Here is a 22,838-nt window from a genome sequence, read left to right as displayed (position 1 = left end):
CAGGAGCCAATCATTGCGTTTGGTCAAATCCAATCGATGTCTGCTTCAGCGATAAGCCGGCTGCGTACGGAACAGATGCCATAAGCTGCGAGATAGCGTGACGAACGATGCCCCCTGCTCGCAACACGCTCATTCGTACCGGAGCGCCTCGATGGGATCGAGATTGGCTGCCTTATGGGCCGGATAGTAACCAAAGAAGACTCCGACCATTGCCGAGAACAGAAAACCTCCTGTCATTGCGGCCACCGAAAGTGGCGCCGGCCAGTTGAAGACCTGTGAAATCACCAGGGAAACAGCAATGCCCATGACAATTCCGGCAATGCCGCCACTGACGCTGAGAAAGATCGCTTCGGCCAGAAACTGCAATAGAACATGTAGGCGCCGGGCACCGATCGCCATGCGCAGACCAATCTCCCGAGTTCGTTCCGTCACCGATACCAGCAGAATATTCATAATGCCAATTCCGCCGACAAGAAGAGAGATCGATGCGACGACCGCAAGCAGGAGGGCCATAATCCGGCTGCTGCTTTTAGCCGCCTCCGCGAATTGGCTGAGGTTACGGACATCGAAATCCTTGTTTTGGGTCGCCTTGATGTTGTGGCGTCGCGTCAGAATATCGTTAATGTCTTTGACCGCCTCGGGTACCTGGTCGGCGCTCTTTGCCTGAACGAACAGCATATTGGCAAATCCCGTCAGGCGGGGTTGCAGATTGTAGGGATTCGGTGCCGGCAAATAGACCCAGTTGTTGGGCGTTTGCACCTGGCTCGGTGCTGCAACACCCAGTACGCGTCGTTCGGCGGTCGTAAACGGGATCATGACAACATCGTCTTGATCTTGTCCCATTGCCGACTGGCCTTTGCCCGCCAGCAGGCCAACGACTCGCATCGGAACATTCCGAATTCTGATCATCGCTCCGATCGGATTTTCGGTCGTAGCGAACAGCTGACGATAAACCGTCTGACCGATGACGGCGACCAGATCGCCATTGCGTTCGTCTTCGCCGCTTATCGGCGCGCCGGCGGCGATATGCCAATTGGTGATGGCCGGATAGGCTTCGCTGACCCCCTGAATATTCGTTGTCCAATTTTTGCTGCCATATTCGGCCTGGCCCTGCTGGCGGATGAGATAGCCGATATTCGCGACAGCTGTATCCTCCCCGATCGCCCTGGCATCCGCAACGGTCAGCGTGCTTGCGCTGCCATATCCTATCCGCGCGCCACCGCTTGTGAGCGCTCCTGGCAGAACCACCACGACGTTCGTTCCAAGGCTTTCGATTTGTCTCGCAACGGCGTTGTTTGCACCTTGTCCAACTGCCACCATCACGATAAGCGCCGCCACACCGATGAAGACGCCCAGCATCGTCAGTATCGATCGCATCTTGTTGCGACGGATAGCCTGCCCGGCTGCACCGAGCGCCATAAGCCCGAAGGCGAGGCCACCACTGGATTCCGATCGCACTCTGCCATCATTGTCGGCGCTCGGCACTAGAGACACATTGGCCCGGTTGCGTTCGATCTTTCGTTCATCCGCAACGATCTGGCCGTCGCGCATGGTTACGATACGATCGGCATAGGCGGCGATGTCCGCTTCGTGCGTGATCAGCACTATGGTTACGCCTTGGTGGCGATTGAGAGCGACAAGGACTTCCATGATCTCATGCGAGGTCTTCGTGTCGAGGTTTCCCGTTGGTTCGTCCGCCAGAAGCAGATGAGGAGAGTTGATCAAAGCGCGCGCTATGGCGACTCGCTGCTGTTGGCCGCCGGATAGCTGACCGGGCGTGTTGCGTTCGCGATCTCCAAGCCCCAAGCGAGCAAGCGAAGCGCGCGCGTGTTCTACCGCACCGGCACCGTCGACCGTGCCAGCTTTGGCATAGTAGAGCGGCAGGCGAACATTTTCGAGAGCACTCGTACGCGGCAACAGGTTGAAGCTCTGAAAGACGAAACCGAGTCGTTCGCTTCGAATAGCGGCGAGAGCCGGTTCTGTAAGTTTCGCGACATCGACGCCCTCAAAAAGATAGCTACCGCTGCTTGGGCGATCGAGACAGCCGAGAATCGATATCAATGTGGATTTTCCTGAACCTGACGACCCTACGATCGCAATGAATTCGCCCCGCTCGACCTTGATATTGACCCCGCGGATCGCCTTGACCTCCGTGCCGCCGACCACAAAAGTTCTTGTGACATCCTTCAATTCTATAACGGGCTGAGTTTCCTGAAATGTCATGGCAGAACCGCCTTTACAATCTGAGGAGGCGGGAGAGAGCCGACGAATTCGATGATGTACTTTGTCCTATGATGACCTTGTCACCGACGGACAGGTCGCCCGCCTCGATCGCGGTGAAGGACTGGTCGCTTATACCTGTTCTTACGGGCACCAGGGTCAGCACACCGCTGCGCTGCACCCATACATGTGCCGCCTTCATATCTGCGGGGTAGGGTGTTGTGGACGGAATCGAGCCCTCTCTTGGCTGGAACCGCAGAGCCTGGTTGGGAACGCGAAGGACGCTCGTCTGATGATCGGTAACAATGCTCAGCGACGCGGTCATACCCGGTTTCAGGGCAAGATCCGCGTTGTCGACGCCGACGACCGCATCGAAAGTGACGATATTTTGAACGGTTTGCGGCGATTGCCGAACTTGTTTGACTTTACCTTCAAAGGCCCGTGCCGGAAAGGCATCGACACTGAAAGTGACCGGCTCGCCCTCTCGGATAGCCCCGATATCGCTTTCGCTGATGTTGGTATCCACCTGCATTCTGGTTAGATCGGTGGCGATGAGGAAAAGTGTGGGGGTCTGGAAGCTCGCGGCCACAGTTTGGCCCTGGCTCACATTGCGGGAAACTACGACGCCATTAACGGGTGAGCGTATGTTCGTATAGTCGAGATTGATCTGCGCGGCGGCAAGCTCGGCTTTGCGCTGCTCGACTACCGCCTGGTCAAGGGCCACCTGCGCTTCGGCCTGCTCGGCAAGGTTTTTGGCGATATCGACGGTGTCCTGAGAGACTGCTTGAGGCTCTATGAGACGGCGGCTCCTTTTATAGTTCAATTGCGCATAATCCAAATTGGCCTTATCTTTGCTCATCTGAGCATTGGCGACCGACAGATTTGCAGAGTCCTGATTGACGGTGGTCTGGTAGGGGCGTGGGTCGATAGTCGCACACACCTGTCCCGCCTTGACCACGGTATTGTAGTCGCAGCGGATCTCCGTGATCGGGCCGGATACATAGCTGCCGACGATGATGGTGAGTTCCGGATTGACTGTTCCGGTTGCTGTCACCTGCCGTACCACGTCACCTTTCGTCACGAGGGCGATCTCGAAGGACTGCGTTATAGGTTTTCCAATGCGCTGCCAGACAACGATGAACGCAAACGCCGACACGACCGTCATGCTTGCCAGCAACCAAGGCCAAAGCACCCGGCGTTTCCGCGCCTTCGGCGTTGTCGCCGGCGCGGATACCTCACGCAGTAGCGGTCGCGCTTCGATTGAGCCATCCATGCGCCATACTCCTTCTGTGCTCCAACTCTGCCATCGCGAGACAGTCTGGACATTGATCTGGCGCAAAGGTCATAGAGTGGACGTGGCGGCTATCGCCTCCAAAACGTCGTGAGATCGATCTCATCTCCAAGAGCGATGCATCTACGGCACGCCGGCTGGGTATCCCCGGTTACGAAGGCTGTGCCAGAATGGCTGTGCTCCGCTGCGCCGCAGTAACTCCGCGCAGGCGGGCCACGATTATGTGGCGTGAGAGCCTCCGGTCGGCCAATCCGGAAGCGATGGCGTATCCGATATCGATTGATACGGCCATCCAGCCATCGATCGATCACTATGACGATATCCAGACGCATAAGCGCTAGATTTTGGTATTTACATTCCTCTTGCTGAAACAAGCAAAAGTAGAAATCCCTCCAATGATTCCGAAATCAAAAGCTGTTCTCAGCTGTACATGCGAAGATTTGGAGGTTAAGCTAATTTAGCCTTCTGCAAAGACTATGTGAGGGGCGGATGCGACGCTTCATCGTTCGGCAGAATATCGAGCGCTTCGAGCGCCTGCTTAGCGAAGGCTTGGACGATCATGAGCGCTCGATGTTTGAGCAACTGCTCGCTCAAGCGCGCAATGAATTATACTGGCTGGAGAATATTTGGTCACAAACCTGTCCGCATCTCGGTATTTCGGATTCCGTCGGGGCTAACGCCGAAAGATGTCTCGATCGCGTTGTCATGGCCCGGGGCGCCAACTTTGGAAGTTTGCAGCTGTTGGATATCGACACGGCTCATCTCTGCCTTATTGCCCACCACAATTTTGATCGCTCTTCCGTCGAACAGTTTGCAAGGGTGCGGAACGGAGAGGCGACGACCTGCGATGCCGCTCGCATTTTACAAGCATCCGTCTTCGTTGAAGATATCGAGAGTGCCGATGGGTTTGCTTCTTTAAGAGACTGGACTCGCAGGATCGGTATTCGAGCGATCCAGACAACACCGATATTCGGCCATTCCGGAAAGTTCATTGGCGCGTTTTCCACGCACTATGCTAGTCCACGTTCCTTTTCGAGCGAGGAAAGGGAAATGAATTCCGTCAGTTCTGAACAGTTTAGACGCTTGTTCGCTGACATGGGACGAACATAGGTTGCGAATCGGCATTAGTTTCCGACGCCGATGAGAGCGACAAATAGTTGTTTGCTGACGTGGCCAAAATGGCTGTTTTTGGAGATCGGTTCTGGTAGTGCGACTGCTATTTTCTGAAGGATTCCTAGAAATTGAACGCACTCAGCGCTGCTCATCCGCAGTTTGTTCTTCTGAGGCAACGGAGTGATCGCCGGTTCAAATCCCAACAAGAGCCTCACCTGCGTTTATAGTCACGCAGGCATGGCGCGGATAGAGTCAAGGCTTCGGATGCAAGGGGCGGGAAACCGTCGACATGTGCCGGCCGGAGCCTCTGCTCACCCGGACGTCGATCGGCAAAGATGATCGTGCCGTCTTTTAATTAACCTCAGGAACAGCATTGTTGCCGCCCCCCGAATTTACGCGAGTGGACGGCGTTCTCTCCCGTGACAATCAGAACGCGCTCTTCACAACGCCGCCATCGACCCGCAGTGCCGCGCCATTGGTGGCCGAGGATAGCGGGCTTGCCACATAGGCAACCATGGTTGCGATTTCCTCAGGCGTCGTGAAGCGTTTGATCAGTGAAGTTGGTCGGATTTTCTCGAAGAACTCGGTCTCGAATTGCGCGAAAGTCTTCCCTTCTGATCCGGGCAACGCGGCGACAAAATCGATGACGCCGCGCGACTTCGTTGGACCTGGCAACACGCTGTTGACCGTGATCGCGGTGCCGGCAACCGATTCGGCGATACCGCGCGCCGCTGCGATCTGGGCCGCCTTGGTCACGCCGTAGTGCACCATCTCGGCGGGAATATGTACGCCGCTTTCGCTCGATATAAAGATGATGCGGCCCCAGTTACGCTGGCGCATCGCGGGCAGATAAAGACGGGCGAGACGAACGCCTGAAAGCACGTTGACATCGAAGAAATGCCGCCAGTCAGCATCCGGGATCTCTTCGAACGGCTTGGGTTCGAAGATGCCGAGATTGTTGATCAGGATCTCGACATTTGGAAAGAGTTTCGTAATCGCATCGGCGGCTGCGTCAGTTCCGAGATCGCCGGCAAATCCGTCAACGCGACCGCTTCCAATTGCGACAAGTTCCGCGACCGTGCGATCGACGGCATCTTGGGTTCGTCCATTAACGATGACATGGGCGCCCTCGCGAACAAGAGTTGCCGCGATTGCATGACCGATGCCGGCGGTGCTGCCCGTAACGAGAGCCAGTTTACCGTTGAGTTCGAGGTTCATGAGAATTCTCCGATGAGAGACACAACAGATCGATTGAGCATGAAAAGCGCGTTACCCGAGAGGAGGCGGCGTCGCATTGAGCTTTGCCACCCTACGGCAGATCCGGTTGGTAGACCAGTTTGCCTTCCTTGGTAACGATAGTCGATCCACAGGGCTCGCGAGACGCGACTGCCAGCGCATCATCGGAGTTCACTGCTGTGTAGACGACCTTTCATCCGCGCATCGACCTCCTTGCGCTGCAAGTTCGACTGCTCGCGTGGCAGCGGCATGGCAGGCGCGGCCCGGCCCCTGGCGATGACGTGTTCGTAACGGTTATATGGGAGGAAATCGGTCATGGGCCGGATCATCGCTGCATCACGTAGCTACCAGGCGCATCGCAAAGCGGAGGGTAGCCGTTGATCGGAGCGCCCATGGTGGGCGGCGCGACGGGTTCGCTATTTGTCTGCGCCGACAGCCACGCCTCCCAGGCAGGCCACCAAGATCCGTCGCAAACCGGCGCAACCGAGTACCATTCATCCGCGCTAAGGCAGGGGTCGTCTGGCTTTTTCTCCAGCATTCGGAAATGCCGGCCGCGATGGCCTGGCTCACTGACAATACCCGCGTTGTGACCACCGCTGGTCAAAACGAAGGTTACGTCGGTATCGGTGAGATAGTGGATCTTATGGACCGAGCGCCAAGGGGCGACATGGTCACGTTCCGTGCCCACGGCGAAGATTGGAACACGAATGTTCTGGATGACGGCAGGTTGGCCGTCAACCATATAGCGGCCGGAAGCAAGGTCATTATGAAGAAAAAGGTTGCGCAGATAGTCGGACTGCATTTGGTAGGGCATGCGGGTGGCGTCGGCATTCCACGCCATCAGATCGTTCAGCGGCTCGCGTTCACCCATCAGATATTCGTGGATCATGCGGGACCAGATCAGGTCGTTGGACCGGAGCATCTGGAAAGCGCTAGACATTTGCGAGGCCTCGAGTGTGCCATGCTGCCACATCATGGCCTCTATAAAGGCGATTTGACTGTCGTCGATGAAAAGTTGCAATTCACCCGGCTCGGTGAAGTCGGTCTGTGCGGCAAAGAGCGTCACCGAGGCAAGACGATGGTCGCCGTCCTGCGCCATGGCGGCTGCCGCTAAGGTCAGTATCGTTCCGCCCAAACAGTAGCCGGCTGCATGAATCTTACGATCCGGGACGATAACCGCGACTGCGTCGAGTGCCGCCATCACCCCGAACCTGCGATAATCATCGAGCGAGAGATCGCGATCTTCCGCCGTCACATTGCGCCAGGAAATGCAAAAAACGGTGTGGCCGCGTTCCACGAGGAAGCGGATCAGGGAGTTGGCCGGCGAAAGATCGAGGATGTAATATTTCATGATCCAGGCCGGCACGATGAGTACTGGCTCGGCTTGAACGGCGTTTGTCGCTGGTGCATATTGTATTAATTCGATCAGATGATTGCGGAAGACGATTTTTCCAGGTGTCACCGCGACGTTCCGCCCGACCACGAAATCTTCCGTCCCGACTGGAGGCTGTCCCGTCAGGAGGCGGTGGCAATCTTCGGCCAAGTTTCGGGCGCCAAACAATAGATTTAGACCGCCGGTCTCCATTGTGCGCTGGATCGTTTCGGGATTGGCCCATAGCATATTGGCCGGCGATGCCATGTCGAGCCATTGCCGTATCGCAAACGACACGACGTCCTCATGATGCTGGGAGACGCCCGTGACATCGTGCGTGGCGTTGTGCCACCATTGCTGGGTCAAAAGGAACGCCTGCGCCCAGAAGCGATGGGGCCAACGCTGCCAGGCTTCATCCTGAAAACGCTCGTCGCCCGGGAGTGGCTCAATGCACCAGGGTGTGTCGGGATCTAGGATGGACTGTAGCATGTGAGTGAGGAGACGCATCGACTTCTGGTCCGCCTTTACGGCGAGTTCCGTTCGCTTACCCGGCGCCGCGGCGAGATGCGCCCCCCAATCGGCGAAGGCGAGCCAGAAAGCGGTTGGTGAAAACCCAAATGTCGCGCGGGCGATCGACGCACTTGTCATAAGATCGATTGTTCGGAAGCTTTCACCCAGGAACGGATTACTCATGTCGGGTTCCGACGGCGCGAGGAACTGAGCTTCCGTGGCTTTCATTGGGAGTGTGTTCATAGCAACATTTCCTTTCGCGGCGAATGAACCATCTTCCTTCGTTCTCACGCGGTTTCGTCGCAAAGTGTGGGGCAGCTTTCCGAATCTGAGTCTGTTACCTCCCGGAAAGGGGCGAGTAATCGGGCAATCCTGGGAGATGAGATTTCCCGCGTTAAGCTACGACATATATCTACCGCCGTTGATCGACAGTGTTTCGCCGGTAATGAAGCCGGCTTTGTCCGACACGAGAAAAATGGCGCCGCGCGCGATTTCCTCGGGTAGAGCCAGCCGTCTGGCTGGAACCGCATCGACGATCATCTTCAGGATATCGGGTCGCACGGTCGCGACCATGTCGGTCTTCGTGTAACCCGGTGCAATCGCGTTGACCGTGATACCGCGCGGGGCACTCTCAAGCGCCAGTGCTTTGGTGAAGCCGATCATTCCTGCTTTGGCCGCTGCGTAATTGGTCTGCCCCGCCTGGCCCATGAGGCCGTTGACCGAACTGATGTTCACAATACGTCCAAAATTTCGCTCGCGCATGCTCTCGATCACGGCTCGGCACATGTTGAAGCATCCACCCAGATCGATATCGATGACAGAACGCCATTGCTCCTTAGTCATCTTGTGCAGCATGGAATCTCGCGTAATTCCCGCATTGTTGACGAGTATCTCGACCGGACCCAGCTTGGCGGCAACCTCAGCAACGCCGTGTGCGCAGGCATCGAAATCGGCGACATCCCAGGCGAATGTCGGAATTCCGTTTGACCGACCGAAGGCCTCGGCCCCTGCTTCATTGCCGAGATAGTTGACACAAACCCGATAGCCGGCCGCCTTCAGCGCCAGGCTTGTGGCGGCACCTATTCCTGTGACTCCCCCCGTGACAAGTGCGATACGATTCATGGATGCCTCTAATCTTGTTGAACCAGCCGGGCCGCAAATATCAAGCGCTCACGTCACCTTTGCTCGTTTGTTCTGGACCAGCATCAATCCGGCTGCGGGTCAGACACCATTGGAATCCGACCACGAGCACCGGTTTCATCCAGCTTCCTTGCGTGCGTGGCGCGAGAAAATGCAATCCAGGAGGTTGTTTATTTCAGCGTTACAACAATGCCGCTTGCGGCAAGGTTGAGCTTCAGGCCCGACGTTTTTGAATGAAAATGGACGATGACCCCGTTTTGGTTTTCGAGCACCGCCACCGAGCCACCGCCGGCGATCGTCGCGCCGGCGCCAGCGGCGAAATAAGTGCCCGCGGCGTCGGCGGGATTCTTCAGATTGTAGACTGTTCCGGCGCCATCAATGCGATCAATGCCGATGTCAACAACACTCAGTCCCGAAACGGTGAAGGGATAGGGCTTGCCTTTGAACAACAGAGTTCCGTTGCCCCAGGTATATCCAACGCCAGCGGCGACACTGCCACCGGAGAATGCAATCGTAGCCGATGGGGCTTCTTGAGCGAAGCTGACAGCCGGTGACGCCAGAAGTGCGATGGTCATCAGACAAATAGTTGACAAGCGTGACATGCGAACGTTCCTTCTTTGAGATAGAAATTTTGGAAATCAAGAAAACCGGCGTGGGCGCAAAACCGGCCTCGAAAAGCGCGACAATCTCGGAGCCATCGGTGGATGCTGAGTTGAGCGTGCCGCCCGCCAATTTCGTGATCGACCAAACGTCGGGTACTTTCCATTGGCATCCCGCTGCTATCTTCTAGCCATCAGCGGGCAAGAAGATTGCGGAATCACCGATGGTTAAGGAGGCGAGGGCACTCCCTGGCGCGTGACCGCGCTCACGGTTGCAGTGTTAAGCGTTTTTGGCCTCTTCTCGCACGATGCCGGCGGTATCGGACGCAAATCGCGCGTTGATCGCCAGGGTTTTGCTGATTTCTTTCGCATAGTCCGAAACCGCATCGCGCCAATAGTCGCCGATGACATCCAGGGTATCATTGGTTTTTTCCGCAGCTATGACGTCGTCCATCAGCTTGATGTCGCGCTGAAAACGGTGCTGAAGGAATGATAAGCCTTCGACCTGATAGCGAAGCAATGCTTTCGCTATCGTTGTCGGTATCTTCAATGCGGACCCAGTCGGGTTGTTGTCATCGCTCAAGGCCAGGAATGACGCCATCGGAAGCTCGAAAGCAGACTTTAGAACTTGTTTCTGCATGACACGTTTTCTCCATTGAACACGCAGAAGCCTACCGCGCCGAGAAGGAAGCCACTTTGATCGAAGTCAAGAACCGATCTTCAGTGTCATCGGAAGCCGGAACCACGGTCGCACGATATCGGACAGCGGATTTCCGGCAGCTCACATCGGTGGAAAGTTGTCTCTCGCGGAGATGAGCGCAATAACCATGGATCGGCGGACGATCCAGCGATGAACCGTGGAGTGGTCGACGTGAATCCGCGCTCGGCCATCATCTCTTCCAGATCACGCAGGCTAAGATTGTAAGCCAGACACCAACGTGCGCACAGCAGGATTACAGATCGGTCGAAGTGACGGCCATTGAACATCGACGAGCTTCCTGAAATGGAAGAGCCTATGCTCCAGCCAACGTTGCCGTGCGGTTTGCGAGAGAGCAGACGCAGGTGCCCCAGGTTCCGGCGGGTGAAACTTTCCGCAAGCGTACCGGTTCGAAAGAATGTGATCTTCCGGCTTTCGCTCATCTGCATTAAACACGCGTCGCAGCTCTAATATTTCCCGGAGCAGCATCAATTTAGCCTCACTCCGGTGGGGCTTTTCTTTGACTTCAATCGTGGCGGTCGTTTCGCGAATGGCGTCCTTGCGCGACATCTTGCAATGTCAGCGCCTTCGTCCTCTGGTCTGATGAAAATCGCTTGGGACTGCATGATGGAAACGTCCCGAGTCGAATCGATGACTTCGGTCGTCCCCGTCCTGTACAGCAATGCATGTTCAACCCCCGAGGTTGGCAATTTTGCAACACCGACTATGTCCGCTAAATTTCGAAGTTCTTATAGATGGACAACGGGAGAGGTTAGCGCTGATATGAAGTCGCAGGGTCCGGTCTTGGTTCGAAAGCAATGCGATGGGATTTTTAAGCTGGTGGCACATGGAAATGATCAGATTGCGCAGCCGGCTCGATACTCGCGCCGTTGCTGGATCATACGAGCCGTGGGCCTGCGATGCGATTGATCGCTTCGAGCGTGAGATCGAGGCTTTCTGTCGACGATCGGGATTTTTCGTCGTGATGTGAGGGTCGAAACTTGCGCAGGCAGCAAATGTTTCAACCCAGACAATAAGTCGGTTGGAACGAGGAGACCAATTACGAAATGGCACTCTGGACGGCATAAGGCAGGTGCATCGAAGATGCTGGTATAGAATTCATTCTGGAAGACGCCGATGGCTATGGAATCCGGATCAAGAAGCCGCAATTGCCGCCATCGTAGGCTCGACTGCAAACAAGCTCGCGCGGCATGGGGACATATGTAGCGAACATCGTTGTCGTATGGCGGACTGCTTTAAAGCAGAGGATGGGGCAACTAGATCTCTTTTGGTTGGGGGACAAAGACGCAAAAGCGGTGGTCAGGCCCGGCCTCGCTCGAATGCGTCGGCATAGAGCGCCTCGATCCGTTCGACCTCGACGTCGTCCAATGCAGCGAACTCCTTCGTGCGTGCTCTCTGCGACAGCCGGCCGTCGTTCCGGTCGAGGAATTTGTGCAGCAGTTCACTTGAGCTGTTGGCATGTCGACGATCATTGCCAGGGCGCTGAAAAATGTCGCAATCAGGCTGGGCGAGCTATTTGGCCCATTGGATAATCTCTAGTGTCGCGACGACCTTCCTCAGACAACCATCGTCTTCGACCCTGCAGACCACACCATGCGATTGGCCAATTACCGCAATTGTACTTGTAATGCATCACGCTAGCACAGACGACCACCTTTCGTCTGTGCCCACCGTTACGTTCATTCCTATCGAACGACGCGCTTTCCGGCGAAAAATCCAAAATAACGCTCTTAATGGAAGCAGGACAGCCGATCACGCCGTCACTTCGGGGCTGCCAGCCTAAGATGCCTGGAGCCGTTCAGCAGTGAGTTGAAATTCCGACCTTAGGAATGATGCAAGCTGGCGAACAGGAAGACGCGGTTGCATCGGCAGAATCATGGCAAGGCGCAGCAGAGGGAGTGTGGGCAGGCCGTCTCCTTCGCCGAGGCGGCGCCAATCGACCGGAACCGCGCTTTCCGGCAGCACTGTCAGAACATCTCCCGAAGCAACTGCCAAGCGAATGCCTGCGATGTCCGACGAGGAGTAAACGATACGCCAGTTTCGGGCCTGCTGGTCCAATGCCGCAAGTATCTGGGGTCGCGCGCGGCAGCCATCGGGAAAAAGTGCAAGGTGAAGATTGGTGGCCGTCTCCGGCGACCGGTTTGGGCCGCAACACCAGACCTGGCGCTCCTCGCGAATGATCTCCCCCTTGGGCTCGGAAACGCTCTGCGTCACGATCGCGACATCTAGGTCGCGCGATTCCACCATCTGTTCCAGCCGATGCGAAAAATCGTGCCGAAGATCGAGGCTGACATTCGGATGGCGAGGCACGAAACGATCCAAAAGGGCTGTGCCGAAAAGCGTGAGGTAGTCGTCCGGCATGCCGAGCCGAACCCGGCTTTCGTTTCGTCCTTCGAGGAGCATCGCGAGCGCCTCGTCCTCGATCGCGCGGATCCTGCGCGCATAGCCTAAGAGCCGCTGTCCCGTCGGGGTTAGTGAAACACGTCGATGCGCGCGCTCAAAGAGGCGCAGATCGAGCCGCTCCTCCCATTTCGCGACGGCCATGCTGACGGCAGCCTGCGTGCGGCCAAGCCTCTCGGCTGCGGCAGTGAAGCTCCCGGTTTCCGCTACGGCAAGAAACGCAGCCAAGGCATCGCTATCGAGGTTTCTCATGATCTATCGCACCAGTTTGATAGCGTTTCTATACGCCTGATGCAGCCTTTGTGAAAGATCAGTGACGCTTATGGATCAATAAGAAATCTCTGCTTTCGCCTCCGGCTGGCGCGATTATGGTTTCATCCCGTGCTTACCAATCCTAAGAAAAAGGGGAACAACGTGAAACACAAATTCCATGCCACGCTCATCTCGGCACTCCTGTCTGGCGCTGTACTTTCATGCGCCTTTGCCTTTCCGGCCGCAGCGGAAACTACATTGCGGCTCGCGCATGCATCGTCGCCGGACAGCCTGATCAACAAGGCGGTTGAAAAATTTGCGGCGGAGGTGAAGGAGGAGAGCAAGGGATCAGTCGTGATCCAGATCTTCCCGAACGGCCAGCTTGGCGACGAAGGCCCGATCGCGGACGGCGTCGGCGCCGGCGCGATCGACATCGGCCTGGGTGGATCGATCGACGCGATCGATCCGCGTCTCAACGTGCTCTCGCTGCCGTTCCTCTTCAAGGACGCCGCGAATGTGCACAAGTTCCTGGATAGCGAACAGGGGCAGGCAGTGCAGCATTTCGGTGAAAAACGCGGCTATCTCATGCTCGGCGCACTGGATTCAGGCTTCCGCCAGTTTGCCACCAGCAAAGCCATCGAAAAGCCCGCAGACCTCTCGGGCGTCAAGATCCGCACTCCCCCGAACCCGGTCATTCTCGCAACCATGAAGCAGTTCGGTGCTCTTGCCGAGTCCATTCCCTTCGGTCAGGTCTACACCGCCCTGCAGTCGCACGTCGTTGCCGCGGTGGAGCCCGAGATGCGCGATTACTACGATTCCAAGTGGTATGAAGTCGCAAAGCATCTGACCATATCCAACTATATCTGGACCGCGAACTGGTGGTTCATGAACAAGGACCGGTTTGACGCTCTGACACCTGAGGAGCAGGTGGCCTTAAGAAAGTCGGCGACGGACACAGTTGCCTGGTATCGCAGCGAACTCGACAAAGCTTACGCCGACACCCAGGCATCTCTCGAATCCAAAGGCGTGACGGTAACGAAGGTCGACACAGCTCCATTCGCCGAGATGGTCAAGCCGGTTTATGCCCAGTTCGCTAAAGAATGGGGCGCCGATCTCGTTTCCGCGGTCGAAAAGTCCGCGGCCTCGAACTGAGGTCTAAGCCAATGGAACGAGTTCACAATTCTGCCTCGCCGCTGCGGCGGGGTCCGTTGACGCGCGCACTGGAGCTTCTGGGCGTTATCGCGTTCGTCGTGATGTTCTTTTCGACCTTGCTGGGCGTGATTGCGCGTTTCTTCGAATTCGGCGGCGTCGAGTGGTCGTTCGAGGTGGCAGGCATCGCCTTCATCTGGATCACCTTCATCGGACTGCTCAATGCAGAACTGCGGGGAGAAAACGTCGCATTTGAAGCGCTCAATCAGTCGGCGCCTCCCGCTTTGAAGCGGGTATTCGACCTGATCTCGATCCTTGCCCTTGTGACCATGGGCGGTGCATTCCTGATCAGTGGCTGGGCCGTCTGGCAGCGTTCCGCGATGGTTCCAACTGCCGTTCTGCGCATGCCGACGGGTGTCATCACAGCAACGGTGCTGATCCTCGGCCTCGGTGCGCTGGTGATTGGCATTAGACGCCTGCTTGTCCTCACTGGTTTCAAGCAACGGCAGGAGGAGCCGGTATGACCGTCGCTGTTCTCATCATCAGCTTTTCCTTTTTGCTCCTGATCGGCGTTCCGATCGCCTGGTGCATGGGCATCGCAAGTCTCATCACAATCTATATCGGCGGTCTGCATCTTCCGACTGCATGGTTCGCACAGCAGACGCTGCGTGGCGCTGACGCGATCACGCTTGCCGCAATCCCGCTCTTCCTCTTTGCCGGTGAGTTGATGAACCGTGGAGGGTTGACGACACGCATCATGAGGGTCGCCGAGCATATTTTCGGCCGCATCACCGGAGGCCTCGGTCTCGTCAATGTCGCAACCGCTCTCGTCTATGGCGGCATCAGCGGTTCGGCGACGGCCGACACCGGCGCGGTAGGATCGATCATGATCCCCGCGATGGCGCAGCGTGGCTACCCTAAGGCCTTTGCGGCTGCAGTGACGGCCGCCTCCGGTACCCTCGGCATCATCGGCCCGCAGAGTGTGATTCTGATCCTTTACGGAGTCCTGACCAACACCTCGATCGGCGGTCTGCTGGTGGCGGCTCTCATTCCCGGCGCTTTCATCGCCGCAACTTTCATGATCACGTCCTACATCGTGGCGCGACGCCACAATTTTCCGAGAAACGAGGCCCCTGCGGTCTGGGGCGAGATCGGGCGTGACGTTATTGGCGCCCTGCCGGCACTTCTGATGCCGGTGCTCGTGCTCGGTTCGATCATCGGCGGCATTGCTACCGCGACGGAAGCCTCTGCATTGGCGGTGGTCTATTCCTTCCTGGTCGGTATCCTCGTCTATCGCGAGCTACCGCTTAGTTCCCTCTACGCTGCGGCATCCGCGGCAGTCGCAACAACCGGCGTCATTATGATGATCATGGCGTTGGCAACCCCATTCGGTTGGATTTTGACCGTTGAACAGGTTCCGGCCAACGCCGCGGCCTGGATCACAGGGCTCCATACGGGACCGATAGTAACGATCATTCTCGTTCTGGTCCTCCTAAAGGTCGTTGGCTTCTGGCTCGACCTCGGGCCGGCCCTGATCATTCTCGCGCCGATCCTGGTTCCGATTGCGCTGGCCGCTGGCATGACGCCCTACCAGACGGGGATCGTCTTCACCATGACGCTCGGCATTGGCCTTTTCACGCCGCCGATCGGCACAAACATCTTCGTGGTCTGCAACGTGGCCAAGCTCGACATGTGGTCGGTTTCTGTTTGGCTCGTCCCCTATTGGATCGCAAGCATCGTCTGCGTGGCGGGTCTCGTCGCGTTCCCGTCATTGACAGAATGGCTCCCGAAGCTTTTTGGAGTTTAAAAATGCAACATCTCGTCTGTGGGATATCCAGCGCGGGTCGGGTCGTGCCCGATGTGGATGGAGAGCCGTTTCTGGTCGAAAAAGCTCAGGGTCCCTACGTCTGGGACCAGAAGGGCCGAAGGTACGCAGATACGGCTCTCGGTTTCGGCGCGACGTTCTTAGGTCATACCGATCCGGACGTGACCGAGGCCGTGCGGGTTGCCATGGAACGTGGCTCGATGCCGGCCTACGCTCACGCTCTCGAGGAAGAAGCCGCCTCTAGTCTTGCCGCTCATACGAAAGACCTCAGTAAGGTGATCTTTCTAAATTCCGGCAGCGAAGCGGTTCATCTCGCCTGTCGTACCGCCCGTGCAGTCACGGGGCGGCGCAAGATCGTCAAGATGGCGGCTGGATACGACGGCTGGTTCGACGATGTTGCGTTCGGCAACGCCGGATCACAAGAAGCTCTGATGGGATCCAACGTCCGACCGAGCAACGGAGACACACTTCTGCTCCGCTTCAACGACGTTGCGGATGCGGAGCTTCTCTTTTCTGAATGCAACGACGTTGCAGCCATTGTCCTGGAGCCCATGATGGCGAATGCCGGGTGCGTCGTGGCCAAGCCCGGCTACCTCGAACACGTCGTATCGCTTGCGCGCAAGCGCGGTGCCTTGGTCATCATGGACGAAGTGCTCATGGGCTTCCGTCTCCATCCGGGCCTAGCCTCGCACCATCTTGGCATTTCTCCTGATCTTGCAACTGTCGGCAAAGCGATCGGTAACGGCTACGCAGTCGCAGCCTTGGTTGGCCATCCGGACATCATGTCCGCCTTCGAGGACAAGCGCGTCGCGCGCGCCGGGACCTACAACGGCAATCCGGTAGCCTGCGCTGCTGTAAACGCATCGATGAAGGTCGTCGATACGATCGATTACACTGCCTTGCGTCAGGCCGGCGACGCCTTGCGAGAGACCATCCGCGTGTCATTTGAAGAAAACGGCGCAGATGTTGTTACCAGCGGATACGGCACTGTCTTCACCCTCTGGAGCTCGCGCAGCGCCCCAATCGACTATCGGGAGGCGGTCCAGAAGGCCGACCCGTCGTTTTCCGCCAACATGCATATCGCACTTCGCCGCGCCGGGGTGATGTCGATGTTCGGCACTTATGGCAGGCACTACATCTCTGCACGAAATAGCGCACCTGTCATGCAGCAGCTGGCGGAAGGTTTCGCCTCCGCCGCCCAGCAACTTGCAGTCTGAAGTTGTCGGCCGGAGCAGTTCCGGCCGTCTTTTGCATTAAGGGAGAGAGAATGCCTGTGATCTATGTCCTCAACGGACCAAACCTCAACCTTCTCGGAAAGAGGCAGCCGCACATCTATGGCGGCAAGACCCTGGCCGACGTCGAAACCGAAGTTCGCGGCCTTGCAAGCGAGCTCGGATTCGATATTCGCTTTCATCAGAGCAACCGGGAATATGAGATAATCGACTGGATCCACGAGGCCCGGGAGGACGGGGCCGCGCTCGTGATCAATCCGGCCGCATTCACGCATACTTCGGTCGCAATTCTCGACGCCCTTAACGCCTTTGAGGGGCCAGTCATCGAGATACATATTTCGAATGTGCACCAACGCGAGAGCTTCCGACATCATTCGTTCGTGTCGCTGCGCGCCGACGGCATCATCGTCGGAATGGGGACCGATGGCTATCTGCTGGCTTTGCGCGGCGCGATTTCAAGACTGAATGCGCAGCGTAGCAAGAAATGAAGACGTCGATCGCAACAGTCTCGATCAGCGGCGAGTTTCCGGAGAAGCTCGCGGCGATCGCCAAGGCGGGCTTCACGGGCGTCGAAATCTTTGAGAACGATTTTCTAACCTATGACGCATCGCCGCGTCAGGTCGCAGCCCTGGTCCGTGATCATGGGCTTGAGGTCACACTGTTCCAGCCGTTTCGCGACTTCGAAGGCATGCCTGAGCCGATGCGCGCACGCGGCTTCGAGCGCGCCAAGCGGAAATTCGACGTCATGGGCGAACTTGGCACCGATCTGATGCTGATCTGCTCGAACGTGTCTCCGTTCGCGCTCGGCGGAATTGACCGTGCTGCTTCGGATTTTCAACAGTTGGGAGAACTCGCTGCGGCACACGCGGTCAGGGTTGGCTTTGAGGCGCTCGCCTGGGGACGGCATGTCAACGACCATCGCGACGCTTGGGAAATTGTTCGACGGGTGGATCATGTAAACGTCGGCTTGATCCTCGACAGCTTTCATACGCTTGCCCGCAAGATCGACCCCAACACGATTAGATCGATACCAGGCGACAAGATCTTCATCGTCCAGCTTGCCGACGCGCCGTTGATTGATATGGATCTTTTGTACTGGAGCCGTCACTTCAGAAACATGCCAGGCGAAGGCGATCTCCCTGTTGTCGACTTCATGCGCGCCGTGGCGGCAACCGGATACGACGGTCCGTTGTCTCTGGAAATCTTCAACGATCAATTCCGAGGCGGCTCTCCGCGAGCGATCGCAGAGGACGGCCATCGTTCGCTGATCTATCTGATGGATTGCGTTGCGAGGCTAGAACCAGATCTGAGCACTGACGTCCCCGCTATGCCCAATCGGGTTCGTGCAGCAGGCGTTGAGTTTCTTGAATTCACGACGGACGAAGAGCAGAAACTTGAGCTCGAAGCACTGCTGTCGACGCTTGGATTTGCAAAAACCGGAAGGCACATCAATCGCTCGGTCGACCTTTTTACGCAAGCCGATATCCGGATCGTAGTCAATACGGACACGAAAGGAGATACTTTCGCAAGTTCGTCATACGCGGTGCATGGTACCAACGCCTATGCGTATGGAATGAAAGTCGATGATGCGCGAGTGGCCGGCGATCGCGCCCGAAGCCTGGGCGCAGCTACGTTCTCAGAACCGCGATTTGGGGGAGAAGTCGCAGTGCCGGCGATCCAAGGAGTTGGCAATAGTGTGATTTATTTCCTGGACGATTCCGACGATCTGAAAACCATCTGGGATCGGGAGTTTGTTCGGGTACCCGTTGCTGATCCGGCAGACGATGCCCGCCTCACGCGGGTCGATCATATTGCCCAGACCACTCACTATGACGAGATGCTGACGTGGCTCTTGTTCTATACGTCGATCTTCGAGACCAGACGAGCGCCGATGATCGACGTGATCGATCCAGGCGGCCTTGTCAGGAGCCAGGCAATCGAGAGCCTGACCCAGCCGGGCTTCCGACTGACTATGAACGGTGTCGACAATCGCAAGACGTTCGCCGGCAAGTTCCTGGCCGAAGGCTTCGGAACGAGCATTCAGCACATTGCATTTGCGACTCAGGATATATTCGCAACGGCAGCTGCATTGCAGGCGCGCGGATTTCAGCCGCTGCCGATCTCTCGCAATTATTACGACGACCTCGAAGCACGTTTCGGGTTGTCGCCAGAGTTCTCCGACAGGCTTCGAGCGCACAGCATCCTCTATGACCGTGACGAGGCCGGCGAGTACTTTCAAATTTACAGCCGTACTTTGGGCCAGGGCTTCTTCTTTGAGATCGTTGAGAGAAGGGTCGGATACGCCGGCTACGGCGCTATGAACGCGCCGTTTCGCATTGCGGCACAACGCCGTCTATCTCGACCGGATGGTGTGCCAAAGGTGGGAGTGGGAAAAATGCGCGGGTAAGAGTCTTCCGGTACCCGCATGCGACGACCGGATGCTGCCGGCCCGGCGATGGACAGCTGATTTGCACGGCCCGGATCGAACTCAGGGATGCGTTACGTGACAGCAAGCCAGATGGAAATTAACCCGATGGGTCGGTTCACCTCGGCGAACATCAAAAGGGTGCAAATATTGGTACTTCGACATTCCGGACGGACACGGCGATACGAAACGTCGTTACGTCGGTCCTGCTGAAGATCCGGTTATCGCGCAGCGCGTAGCTGATCATAAGCGGGACAAGGATGACCTACGCGCTCGCAGGCGCTTGCCGATGGCGGTCTCTTTCGACTCCGCGGTGTTCTCATCGGGACGGTGGCCTTTCAGTGCTATTCGGGACTACTTGGCGTCCGCCTTCCCATGGCGCGGATCCGCTACGCTTTCTCGACTTCCTCATAAGGGAGCCCGTCAGGACAATGCTGCTCCACCGAAGCGGTGTCCCAGTCGTCGTCCCTAACCCATCCCGGTATGCGGTCCACAAGCTCATCGTCGCCAGCCGCCGAAACACTGACGGGCAGGGGCCAGCGAAGCGAGAGAAGGACGTTCGTCAAGCTGCGCTGCTCTTTGGGAACGGCCTATACCTCATAAGCTCAACGATCATCCGACGCTGCGGACTTGCGCAACCTGCTACGCAAAGTTTGGGACTGATTGAGCGACGATAGTCGCCAAAGGCGTGAACGGCTGTCGCCACGTTCAGCAGCCGGTTCAACCACTCTGTCCCTGTCGTCGATGGAAAATTCGCTCGATCTGGGCGACAGCTGTGAAGAATACGATACCCGATAGCGACGCAAGGAGCACCGCAGCGAAGAGCCTCTCCGCCTGATAGTTGAATGTCGACTGGATGATGACGGCGCCAAGCCCTTCGTTCGAGCCGATCCATTCCCCGACGATCGCGCCAATGACGCATGTCGTCGCGGAGATGCGCAGCGAAGCAAAGAGGAGAGGGGTTGCGCGGGGCGCACGCAGGCGCCAGAACGTCTCCCAATCACTGGCCGAAAGCACATGCATCAGCTCGAGTTCGTTGGCAGTTGCCAAATTGAGGCCCCGCGTTGTGTTTACCAATGTGGGGAAGAAGCAGAGCAGAGCCGCGATAATAACCTTGGGGAGAATTCCGAGACCGAAGACGAGGATGATGATCGGCGCAAGCGCAAGCACCGGGATCGTGTTGAACAACAACACGACCGGGAAATACGCCATCCGAAGGCGAGGATTGTAAACGAAAACAATGGCCAAAAGCACAGCGAGGATATTGCCGAGCAGGAAGCCAAGCAGCGCTTCGTACCAAGTCGGAACCGCGTTCAACAACAGAAAACGCCATTCCGTTGCGAAGGTACGCACTACCGCAGCCGGCGTCGGCAGGATGTAGGCTGGAACACCAAGCGCTGGGATTAGCCATTGCCAAGCAGCCAATAGCGAACCGGCACCGATAGCAGGAAGGCCGGTCATTTCGACGATAGAGAGACGGTGCTTTATCATCCGGTCAAGCTCCCCCATCCCGCAACAACTGGCGCAGATGGGTTGCCGTTTCCTGAACCTCGGGGCTTTCACGGCGACAGAACCCATTATCGTCCTTCATCGGCATCAGATCGATGAATGCCTGGACGCGTCCGGGATTGGCAGCAAGCACGAGCACCCGCCCGCCAAGATAGATGGCTTCGGTAATGCTGTGTGTCACGAAGAGGATGGTTGTTCCGGTGCGGTGCCAGATCGCCAGCAACTCATCGTTCAGGCGGTCGCGCGTGATCTCGTCGAGTGCGCCAAAGGGTTCATCCATAAGCAGGATGTCCGGCTCGCACTGCAGCGCCCGCGCGATGGCAACCCGCTGGCGCTGGCCTCCGGAGAGCTGGTGCGGATAACGGCTGCCAAGATCCGAGAGGCCGACGAGGTCGAGCCAGTGGCTTGGCTTCGAATCCACCGATCGTGAAATGCTTTTCTTTCCGACCTGAAGCGGCAGTTCGACGTTTTGTCTGACCGTGCGCCAAGGTAGCAGGGTCGCTTCCTGGAAAACGAAGGCGACTTCCCTGCGCCGGCGCGCATCCGATGCCGTCTTGCCAAGCACGGTCAGCTGACCGCCAACAGGTGGGAGCAGGTCCGCCACTGCACGCAGGAAGGTCGACTTGCCGCAACCGGATGGGCCGAGAATTGTCAGGAATTCGCCCTTGCGGACAACCAGGTCGACGCCGGAGAGAACGCGGACTGTCTCGGTCGATCCTGCATATCCCAGATGCAATCCCTCCGCTTCGATAGCTATCGTGTCCCCCAACCTGTCCTCACGCAATCTTCGGACGGTCCGCAGCCGTCATCTCGAGAATCTTGGTCGAATAACAGTCCTCCAGCTTCGGAGCGCCAGACTTGAATTGACCGATTTTGTCATAGACGGTGATCTGTTCGGCAATTGCTGCCGGATCGAAGTCACCCCAGCCATCCCTGCCGGTCGCCGCGTCGAAGCTGAGCGATAGTATGCGCGACACCGTCTTCAGTTCGACGGCGAGATCGAGCTGCGGATAGGCCTCCACCGCGAGTTTGACTGCCTCGTCGGGATGTTGATGCGTCCATGCCCAACCCCTGGCAATCGCTCGTAGCACTTTTGCCAACGTATCGGCATGGTTTTCCAAGGCGTCGTCGGTCGCAAAATATACGTTGGCGTAGGAGGGCAATCCCGTATCTTTCATCATGAGATCGATCCTATCTGGTCCGATCACCGAAAGAGCCTGCGTGTTGGTGATCCAGCCGGTTACGGCATCGACCTGACCGGTGGTCAGAGGCGTCATATCGAAGCCAATGTTCGTAATGGTCAGGCTCGCAGGGTCGATGTTGTTCTTGAGAAGAATGGCATCCAGAACGTAGCGCGCGGTTGGCTGAATGCCGATACGCTTGCCCACAAGGTCTTGGACTGTACGGATGGGGGACTTGGGAAGGGAGTAGAAGGCAAAAGGCGCCATACGGAAGCCGCAGGCGAAAATCTTGATTGGAACGCCAGATGCACGGGCGAGCAGGAGCTGAGCCGAGTCCGAGAACTGGCCGAGCTGCGCCTGGCCAGTCACAACCGGCGGTACTGTCGCCGAATTGGGGCCGCCGGGAGAAAATTCAACTTCCAGGTCTTCCGCTTGGAACAGTCCCTGCTTGACGGCGACGATGTCGCCGATTTGTCCGTTGCTCATTAGCCAATCATATTTGATGACGACCTTGGCCGGATCTGCCTTTGAAATACGTGGGGTGAAGATGCTAATGCCTGCTGTTGCTGCAGCAAGGGCAAAAGCGCCTCCCTTCAGGACCGAGCGTCTGTCCAGGATCGTTCGCTTTCCATGTTCTGTCATGGCTTTGCCTTTCTCCTCTTATGT

Annotated in this window: 19 protein-coding genes and 3 pseudogenes; 9 read left to right on the top strand and 13 right to left on the bottom strand. The window is 57.2% G+C overall.

The annotated features are described in order from the left end of the window. Positions 1-129: 129 nt before the first annotated feature. The 3 genes and pseudogenes from FHT29_RS25450 to FHT29_RS25445 all read right to left on the bottom strand — a co-directional run bounded on the left by FHT29_RS25450 (position 130) and on the right by FHT29_RS25445 (position 3,493). A complete protein-coding gene (locus FHT29_RS25450; RefSeq protein WP_246703117.1) occupies positions 130-1,551 on the bottom strand; it encodes an ABC transporter permease in 1,422 nt (473 codons plus the stop codon). Between the two features lie 192 nt (positions 1,552-1,743). Beyond that, positions 1,744-2,223 (bottom strand): annotated as a pseudogene (locus FHT29_RS34650) (ATP-binding cassette domain-containing protein); the annotation flags it as partial. A 13-nt stretch (positions 2,224-2,236) separates the two neighbouring features. Then, a complete protein-coding gene (locus tag FHT29_RS25445; protein ID WP_246703108.1) occupies positions 2,237-3,493 on the bottom strand; it encodes an efflux RND transporter periplasmic adaptor subunit in 1,257 nt (418 codons plus the stop codon). A gap of 507 nt (positions 3,494-4,000) precedes the next feature. Here FHT29_RS25445 and FHT29_RS25440 point away from each other — a divergent pair. Continuing rightward, positions 4,001-4,621, top strand: coding sequence for a GAF domain-containing protein (locus FHT29_RS25440; RefSeq protein ID WP_113134399.1), 621 nt, complete (start codon positions 4,001-4,003; stop codon positions 4,619-4,621). A gap of 429 nt (positions 4,622-5,050) precedes the next feature. Here FHT29_RS25440 and FHT29_RS25435 read toward each other — a convergent pair whose 3' ends face one another. The 4 genes from FHT29_RS25435 to FHT29_RS25420 form a co-directional block, all read right to left on the bottom strand. Next, a complete protein-coding gene (locus FHT29_RS25435) occupies positions 5,051-5,842 on the bottom strand; it encodes an SDR family NAD(P)-dependent oxidoreductase (RefSeq protein ID WP_168600308.1) in 792 nt (263 codons plus the stop codon). 343 nt (positions 5,843-6,185) lie between these two features. Then, positions 6,186-7,925: an alpha/beta fold hydrolase gene (locus tag FHT29_RS25430; RefSeq protein ID WP_246703116.1), complete on the bottom strand. Its 1,740-nt coding sequence runs from the start codon at positions 7,923-7,925 to the stop codon at positions 6,186-6,188. A 216-nt stretch (positions 7,926-8,141) separates the two neighbouring features. Beyond that, complete coding sequence (phbB, locus tag FHT29_RS25425; protein ID WP_037191213.1) at positions 8,142-8,864, bottom strand: acetoacetyl-CoA reductase; 723 nt, start codon at positions 8,862-8,864, stop codon at positions 8,142-8,144. 188 nt (positions 8,865-9,052) lie between these two features. Then, a complete protein-coding gene (locus tag FHT29_RS25420; protein ID WP_037191211.1) occupies positions 9,053-9,457 on the bottom strand; it encodes a hypothetical protein in 405 nt (134 codons plus the stop codon). 56 nt (positions 9,458-9,513) lie between these two features. On the opposite strand from FHT29_RS25420, the gene FHT29_RS25415 reads away from it, so the two are divergent. Continuing rightward, positions 9,514-9,672: a hypothetical protein gene (locus FHT29_RS25415; protein WP_168600306.1), complete on the top strand. Its 159-nt coding sequence runs from the start codon at positions 9,514-9,516 to the stop codon at positions 9,670-9,672. An 89-nt stretch (positions 9,673-9,761) separates the two neighbouring features. Here FHT29_RS25415 and FHT29_RS25410 read toward each other — a convergent pair whose 3' ends face one another. The 3 genes and pseudogenes from FHT29_RS25410 to FHT29_RS25400 all read right to left on the bottom strand — a co-directional run bounded on the left by FHT29_RS25410 (position 9,762) and on the right by FHT29_RS25400 (position 12,851). Then, positions 9,762-10,121: a hypothetical protein gene (locus FHT29_RS25410; protein ID WP_168600305.1), complete on the bottom strand. Its 360-nt coding sequence runs from the start codon at positions 10,119-10,121 to the stop codon at positions 9,762-9,764. 195 nt (positions 10,122-10,316) lie between these two features. After that, positions 10,317-10,468 (bottom strand): annotated as a pseudogene (locus tag FHT29_RS25405) (IS6 family transposase); the annotation flags it as partial. A gap of 1,510 nt (positions 10,469-11,978) precedes the next feature. After that, the gene (locus tag FHT29_RS25400; protein WP_047555620.1) at positions 11,979-12,851 is read right to left on the bottom strand and encodes a LysR family transcriptional regulator; all 873 of its coding nucleotides are present in this window, start codon (positions 12,849-12,851) and stop codon (positions 11,979-11,981) included. A gap of 201 nt (positions 12,852-13,052) precedes the next feature. On the opposite strand from FHT29_RS25400, the gene FHT29_RS25395 reads away from it, so the two are divergent. From FHT29_RS25395 to FHT29_RS25365, 7 genes and pseudogenes are all read left to right on the top strand, one after another. Beyond that, a complete protein-coding gene (locus tag FHT29_RS25395) occupies positions 13,053-14,003 on the top strand; it encodes a TRAP transporter substrate-binding protein (RefSeq protein ID WP_210255534.1) in 951 nt (316 codons plus the stop codon). Positions 14,004-14,014: 11 nt separating this feature from the next. Continuing rightward, positions 14,015-14,524 (top strand): TRAP transporter small permease subunit, encoded by a 510-nt coding sequence (locus FHT29_RS25390; RefSeq protein WP_052224312.1) that lies wholly within the window; start codon positions 14,015-14,017, stop codon positions 14,522-14,524. Beyond that, a complete protein-coding gene (locus tag FHT29_RS25385) occupies positions 14,521-15,807 on the top strand; it encodes a TRAP transporter large permease (protein ID WP_168600303.1) in 1,287 nt (428 codons plus the stop codon). The genes FHT29_RS25390 and FHT29_RS25385 overlap by 4 nt, the downstream gene beginning before the upstream one ends. 2 nt (positions 15,808-15,809) lie before the next feature. Next, a complete protein-coding gene (locus tag FHT29_RS25380) occupies positions 15,810-17,042 on the top strand; it encodes an aminotransferase class III-fold pyridoxal phosphate-dependent enzyme (RefSeq protein ID WP_047555622.1) in 1,233 nt (410 codons plus the stop codon). 50 nt (positions 17,043-17,092) lie between these two features. Beyond that, positions 17,093-17,545 carry a type II 3-dehydroquinate dehydratase gene (gene aroQ, locus FHT29_RS25375; RefSeq protein ID WP_168600302.1) on the top strand — a complete coding sequence of 151 codons (453 nt, stop codon included), beginning with the start codon at positions 17,093-17,095 and terminating at the stop codon, positions 17,543-17,545. After that, positions 17,542-19,464, top strand: coding sequence for a sugar phosphate isomerase/epimerase and 4-hydroxyphenylpyruvate domain-containing protein (locus FHT29_RS25370; RefSeq protein ID WP_168600301.1), 1,923 nt, complete (start codon positions 17,542-17,544; stop codon positions 19,462-19,464). Before aroQ ends, FHT29_RS25370 begins: the two co-directional genes overlap by 4 nt. Before the next feature lie 123 nt (positions 19,465-19,587). Then, a pseudogene (locus tag FHT29_RS25365) lies at positions 19,588-20,063 on the top strand (GSU2403 family nucleotidyltransferase fold protein); the annotation flags it as partial. A gap of 139 nt (positions 20,064-20,202) precedes the next feature. Here the strand turns inward: FHT29_RS25365 and FHT29_RS25360 are convergent. From FHT29_RS25360 to FHT29_RS25350, 3 genes are read right to left on the bottom strand one after another with little or no spacing between them, the layout of a single operon-like run. Continuing rightward, on the bottom strand, positions 20,203-20,973 hold the full coding sequence (locus FHT29_RS25360; protein ID WP_168600300.1) for an ABC transporter permease: 771 nt from the start codon (positions 20,971-20,973) through the stop codon (positions 20,203-20,205). A gap of 4 nt (positions 20,974-20,977) precedes the next feature. Continuing rightward, on the bottom strand, positions 20,978-21,760 hold the full coding sequence (locus FHT29_RS25355) for an ABC transporter ATP-binding protein (protein ID WP_168600299.1): 783 nt from the start codon (positions 21,758-21,760) through the stop codon (positions 20,978-20,980). A 7-nt stretch (positions 21,761-21,767) separates the two neighbouring features. Next, positions 21,768-22,814 carry an ABC transporter substrate-binding protein gene (locus FHT29_RS25350; protein ID WP_047639792.1) on the bottom strand — a complete coding sequence of 349 codons (1,047 nt, stop codon included), beginning with the start codon at positions 22,812-22,814 and terminating at the stop codon, positions 21,768-21,770. Positions 22,815-22,838: the final 24 nt, after the last annotated feature.

The sequence above is a fragment of the Rhizobium sp. SG741 genome (genome assembly GCF_012275435.1).
Lineage (GTDB): Bacteria > Pseudomonadota > Alphaproteobacteria > Rhizobiales > Rhizobiaceae > Rhizobium > Rhizobium lusitanum.
The sequence above is the reverse complement of the archived record's forward strand: the minus strand, read 5'-3'. Positions and strand labels throughout refer to the sequence as shown.

Coding starts and splice junctions, on each gene's coding strand:
- FHT29_RS25350 (WP_047639792.1), bottom strand. CDS start 22,814: ATGACAGAACATGGAAAGCGAACGATCCTGGACAGACGCTCGGTCCTG.
- FHT29_RS25445 (WP_246703108.1), bottom strand. CDS start 3,493: ATGGATGGCTCAATCGAAGCGCGACCGCTACTGCGTGAGGTATCCGCG.
- FHT29_RS25420 (WP_037191211.1), bottom strand. CDS start 9,457: ATGACCATCGCACTTCTGGCGTCACCGGCTGTCAGCTTCGCTCAAGAA.
- FHT29_RS25410 (WP_168600305.1), bottom strand. CDS start 10,121: ATGCAGAAACAAGTTCTAAAGTCTGCTTTCGAGCTTCCGATGGCGTCA.
- FHT29_RS25385 (WP_168600303.1), top strand. CDS start 14,521: ATGACCGTCGCTGTTCTCATCATCAGCTTTTCCTTTTTGCTCCTGATC.
- FHT29_RS25370 (WP_168600301.1), top strand. CDS start 17,542: ATGAAGACGTCGATCGCAACAGTCTCGATCAGCGGCGAGTTTCCGGAG.
- FHT29_RS25380 (WP_047555622.1), top strand. CDS start 15,810: ATGCAACATCTCGTCTGTGGGATATCCAGCGCGGGTCGGGTCGTGCCC.
- FHT29_RS25390 (WP_052224312.1), top strand. CDS start 14,015: ATGGAACGAGTTCACAATTCTGCCTCGCCGCTGCGGCGGGGTCCGTTG.
- FHT29_RS25400 (WP_047555620.1), bottom strand. CDS start 12,851: ATGAGAAACCTCGATAGCGATGCCTTGGCTGCGTTTCTTGCCGTAGCG.
- FHT29_RS25450 (WP_246703117.1), bottom strand. CDS start 1,551: ATGCGCGACGGCCAGATCGTTGCGGATGAACGAAAGATCGAACGCAAC.
- FHT29_RS25435 (WP_168600308.1), bottom strand. CDS start 5,842: ATGAACCTCGAACTCAACGGTAAACTGGCTCTCGTTACGGGCAGCACC.
- FHT29_RS25430 (WP_246703116.1), bottom strand. CDS start 7,925: ATGAGTAATCCGTTCCTGGGTGAAAGCTTCCGAACAATCGATCTTATG.
- aroQ (WP_168600302.1), top strand. CDS start 17,093: ATGCCTGTGATCTATGTCCTCAACGGACCAAACCTCAACCTTCTCGGA.
- FHT29_RS25440 (WP_113134399.1), top strand. CDS start 4,001: ATGCGACGCTTCATCGTTCGGCAGAATATCGAGCGCTTCGAGCGCCTG.
- FHT29_RS25360 (WP_168600300.1), bottom strand. CDS start 20,973: ATGATAAAGCACCGTCTCTCTATCGTCGAAATGACCGGCCTTCCTGCT.
- phbB (WP_037191213.1), bottom strand. CDS start 8,864: ATGAATCGTATCGCACTTGTCACGGGGGGAGTCACAGGAATAGGTGCC.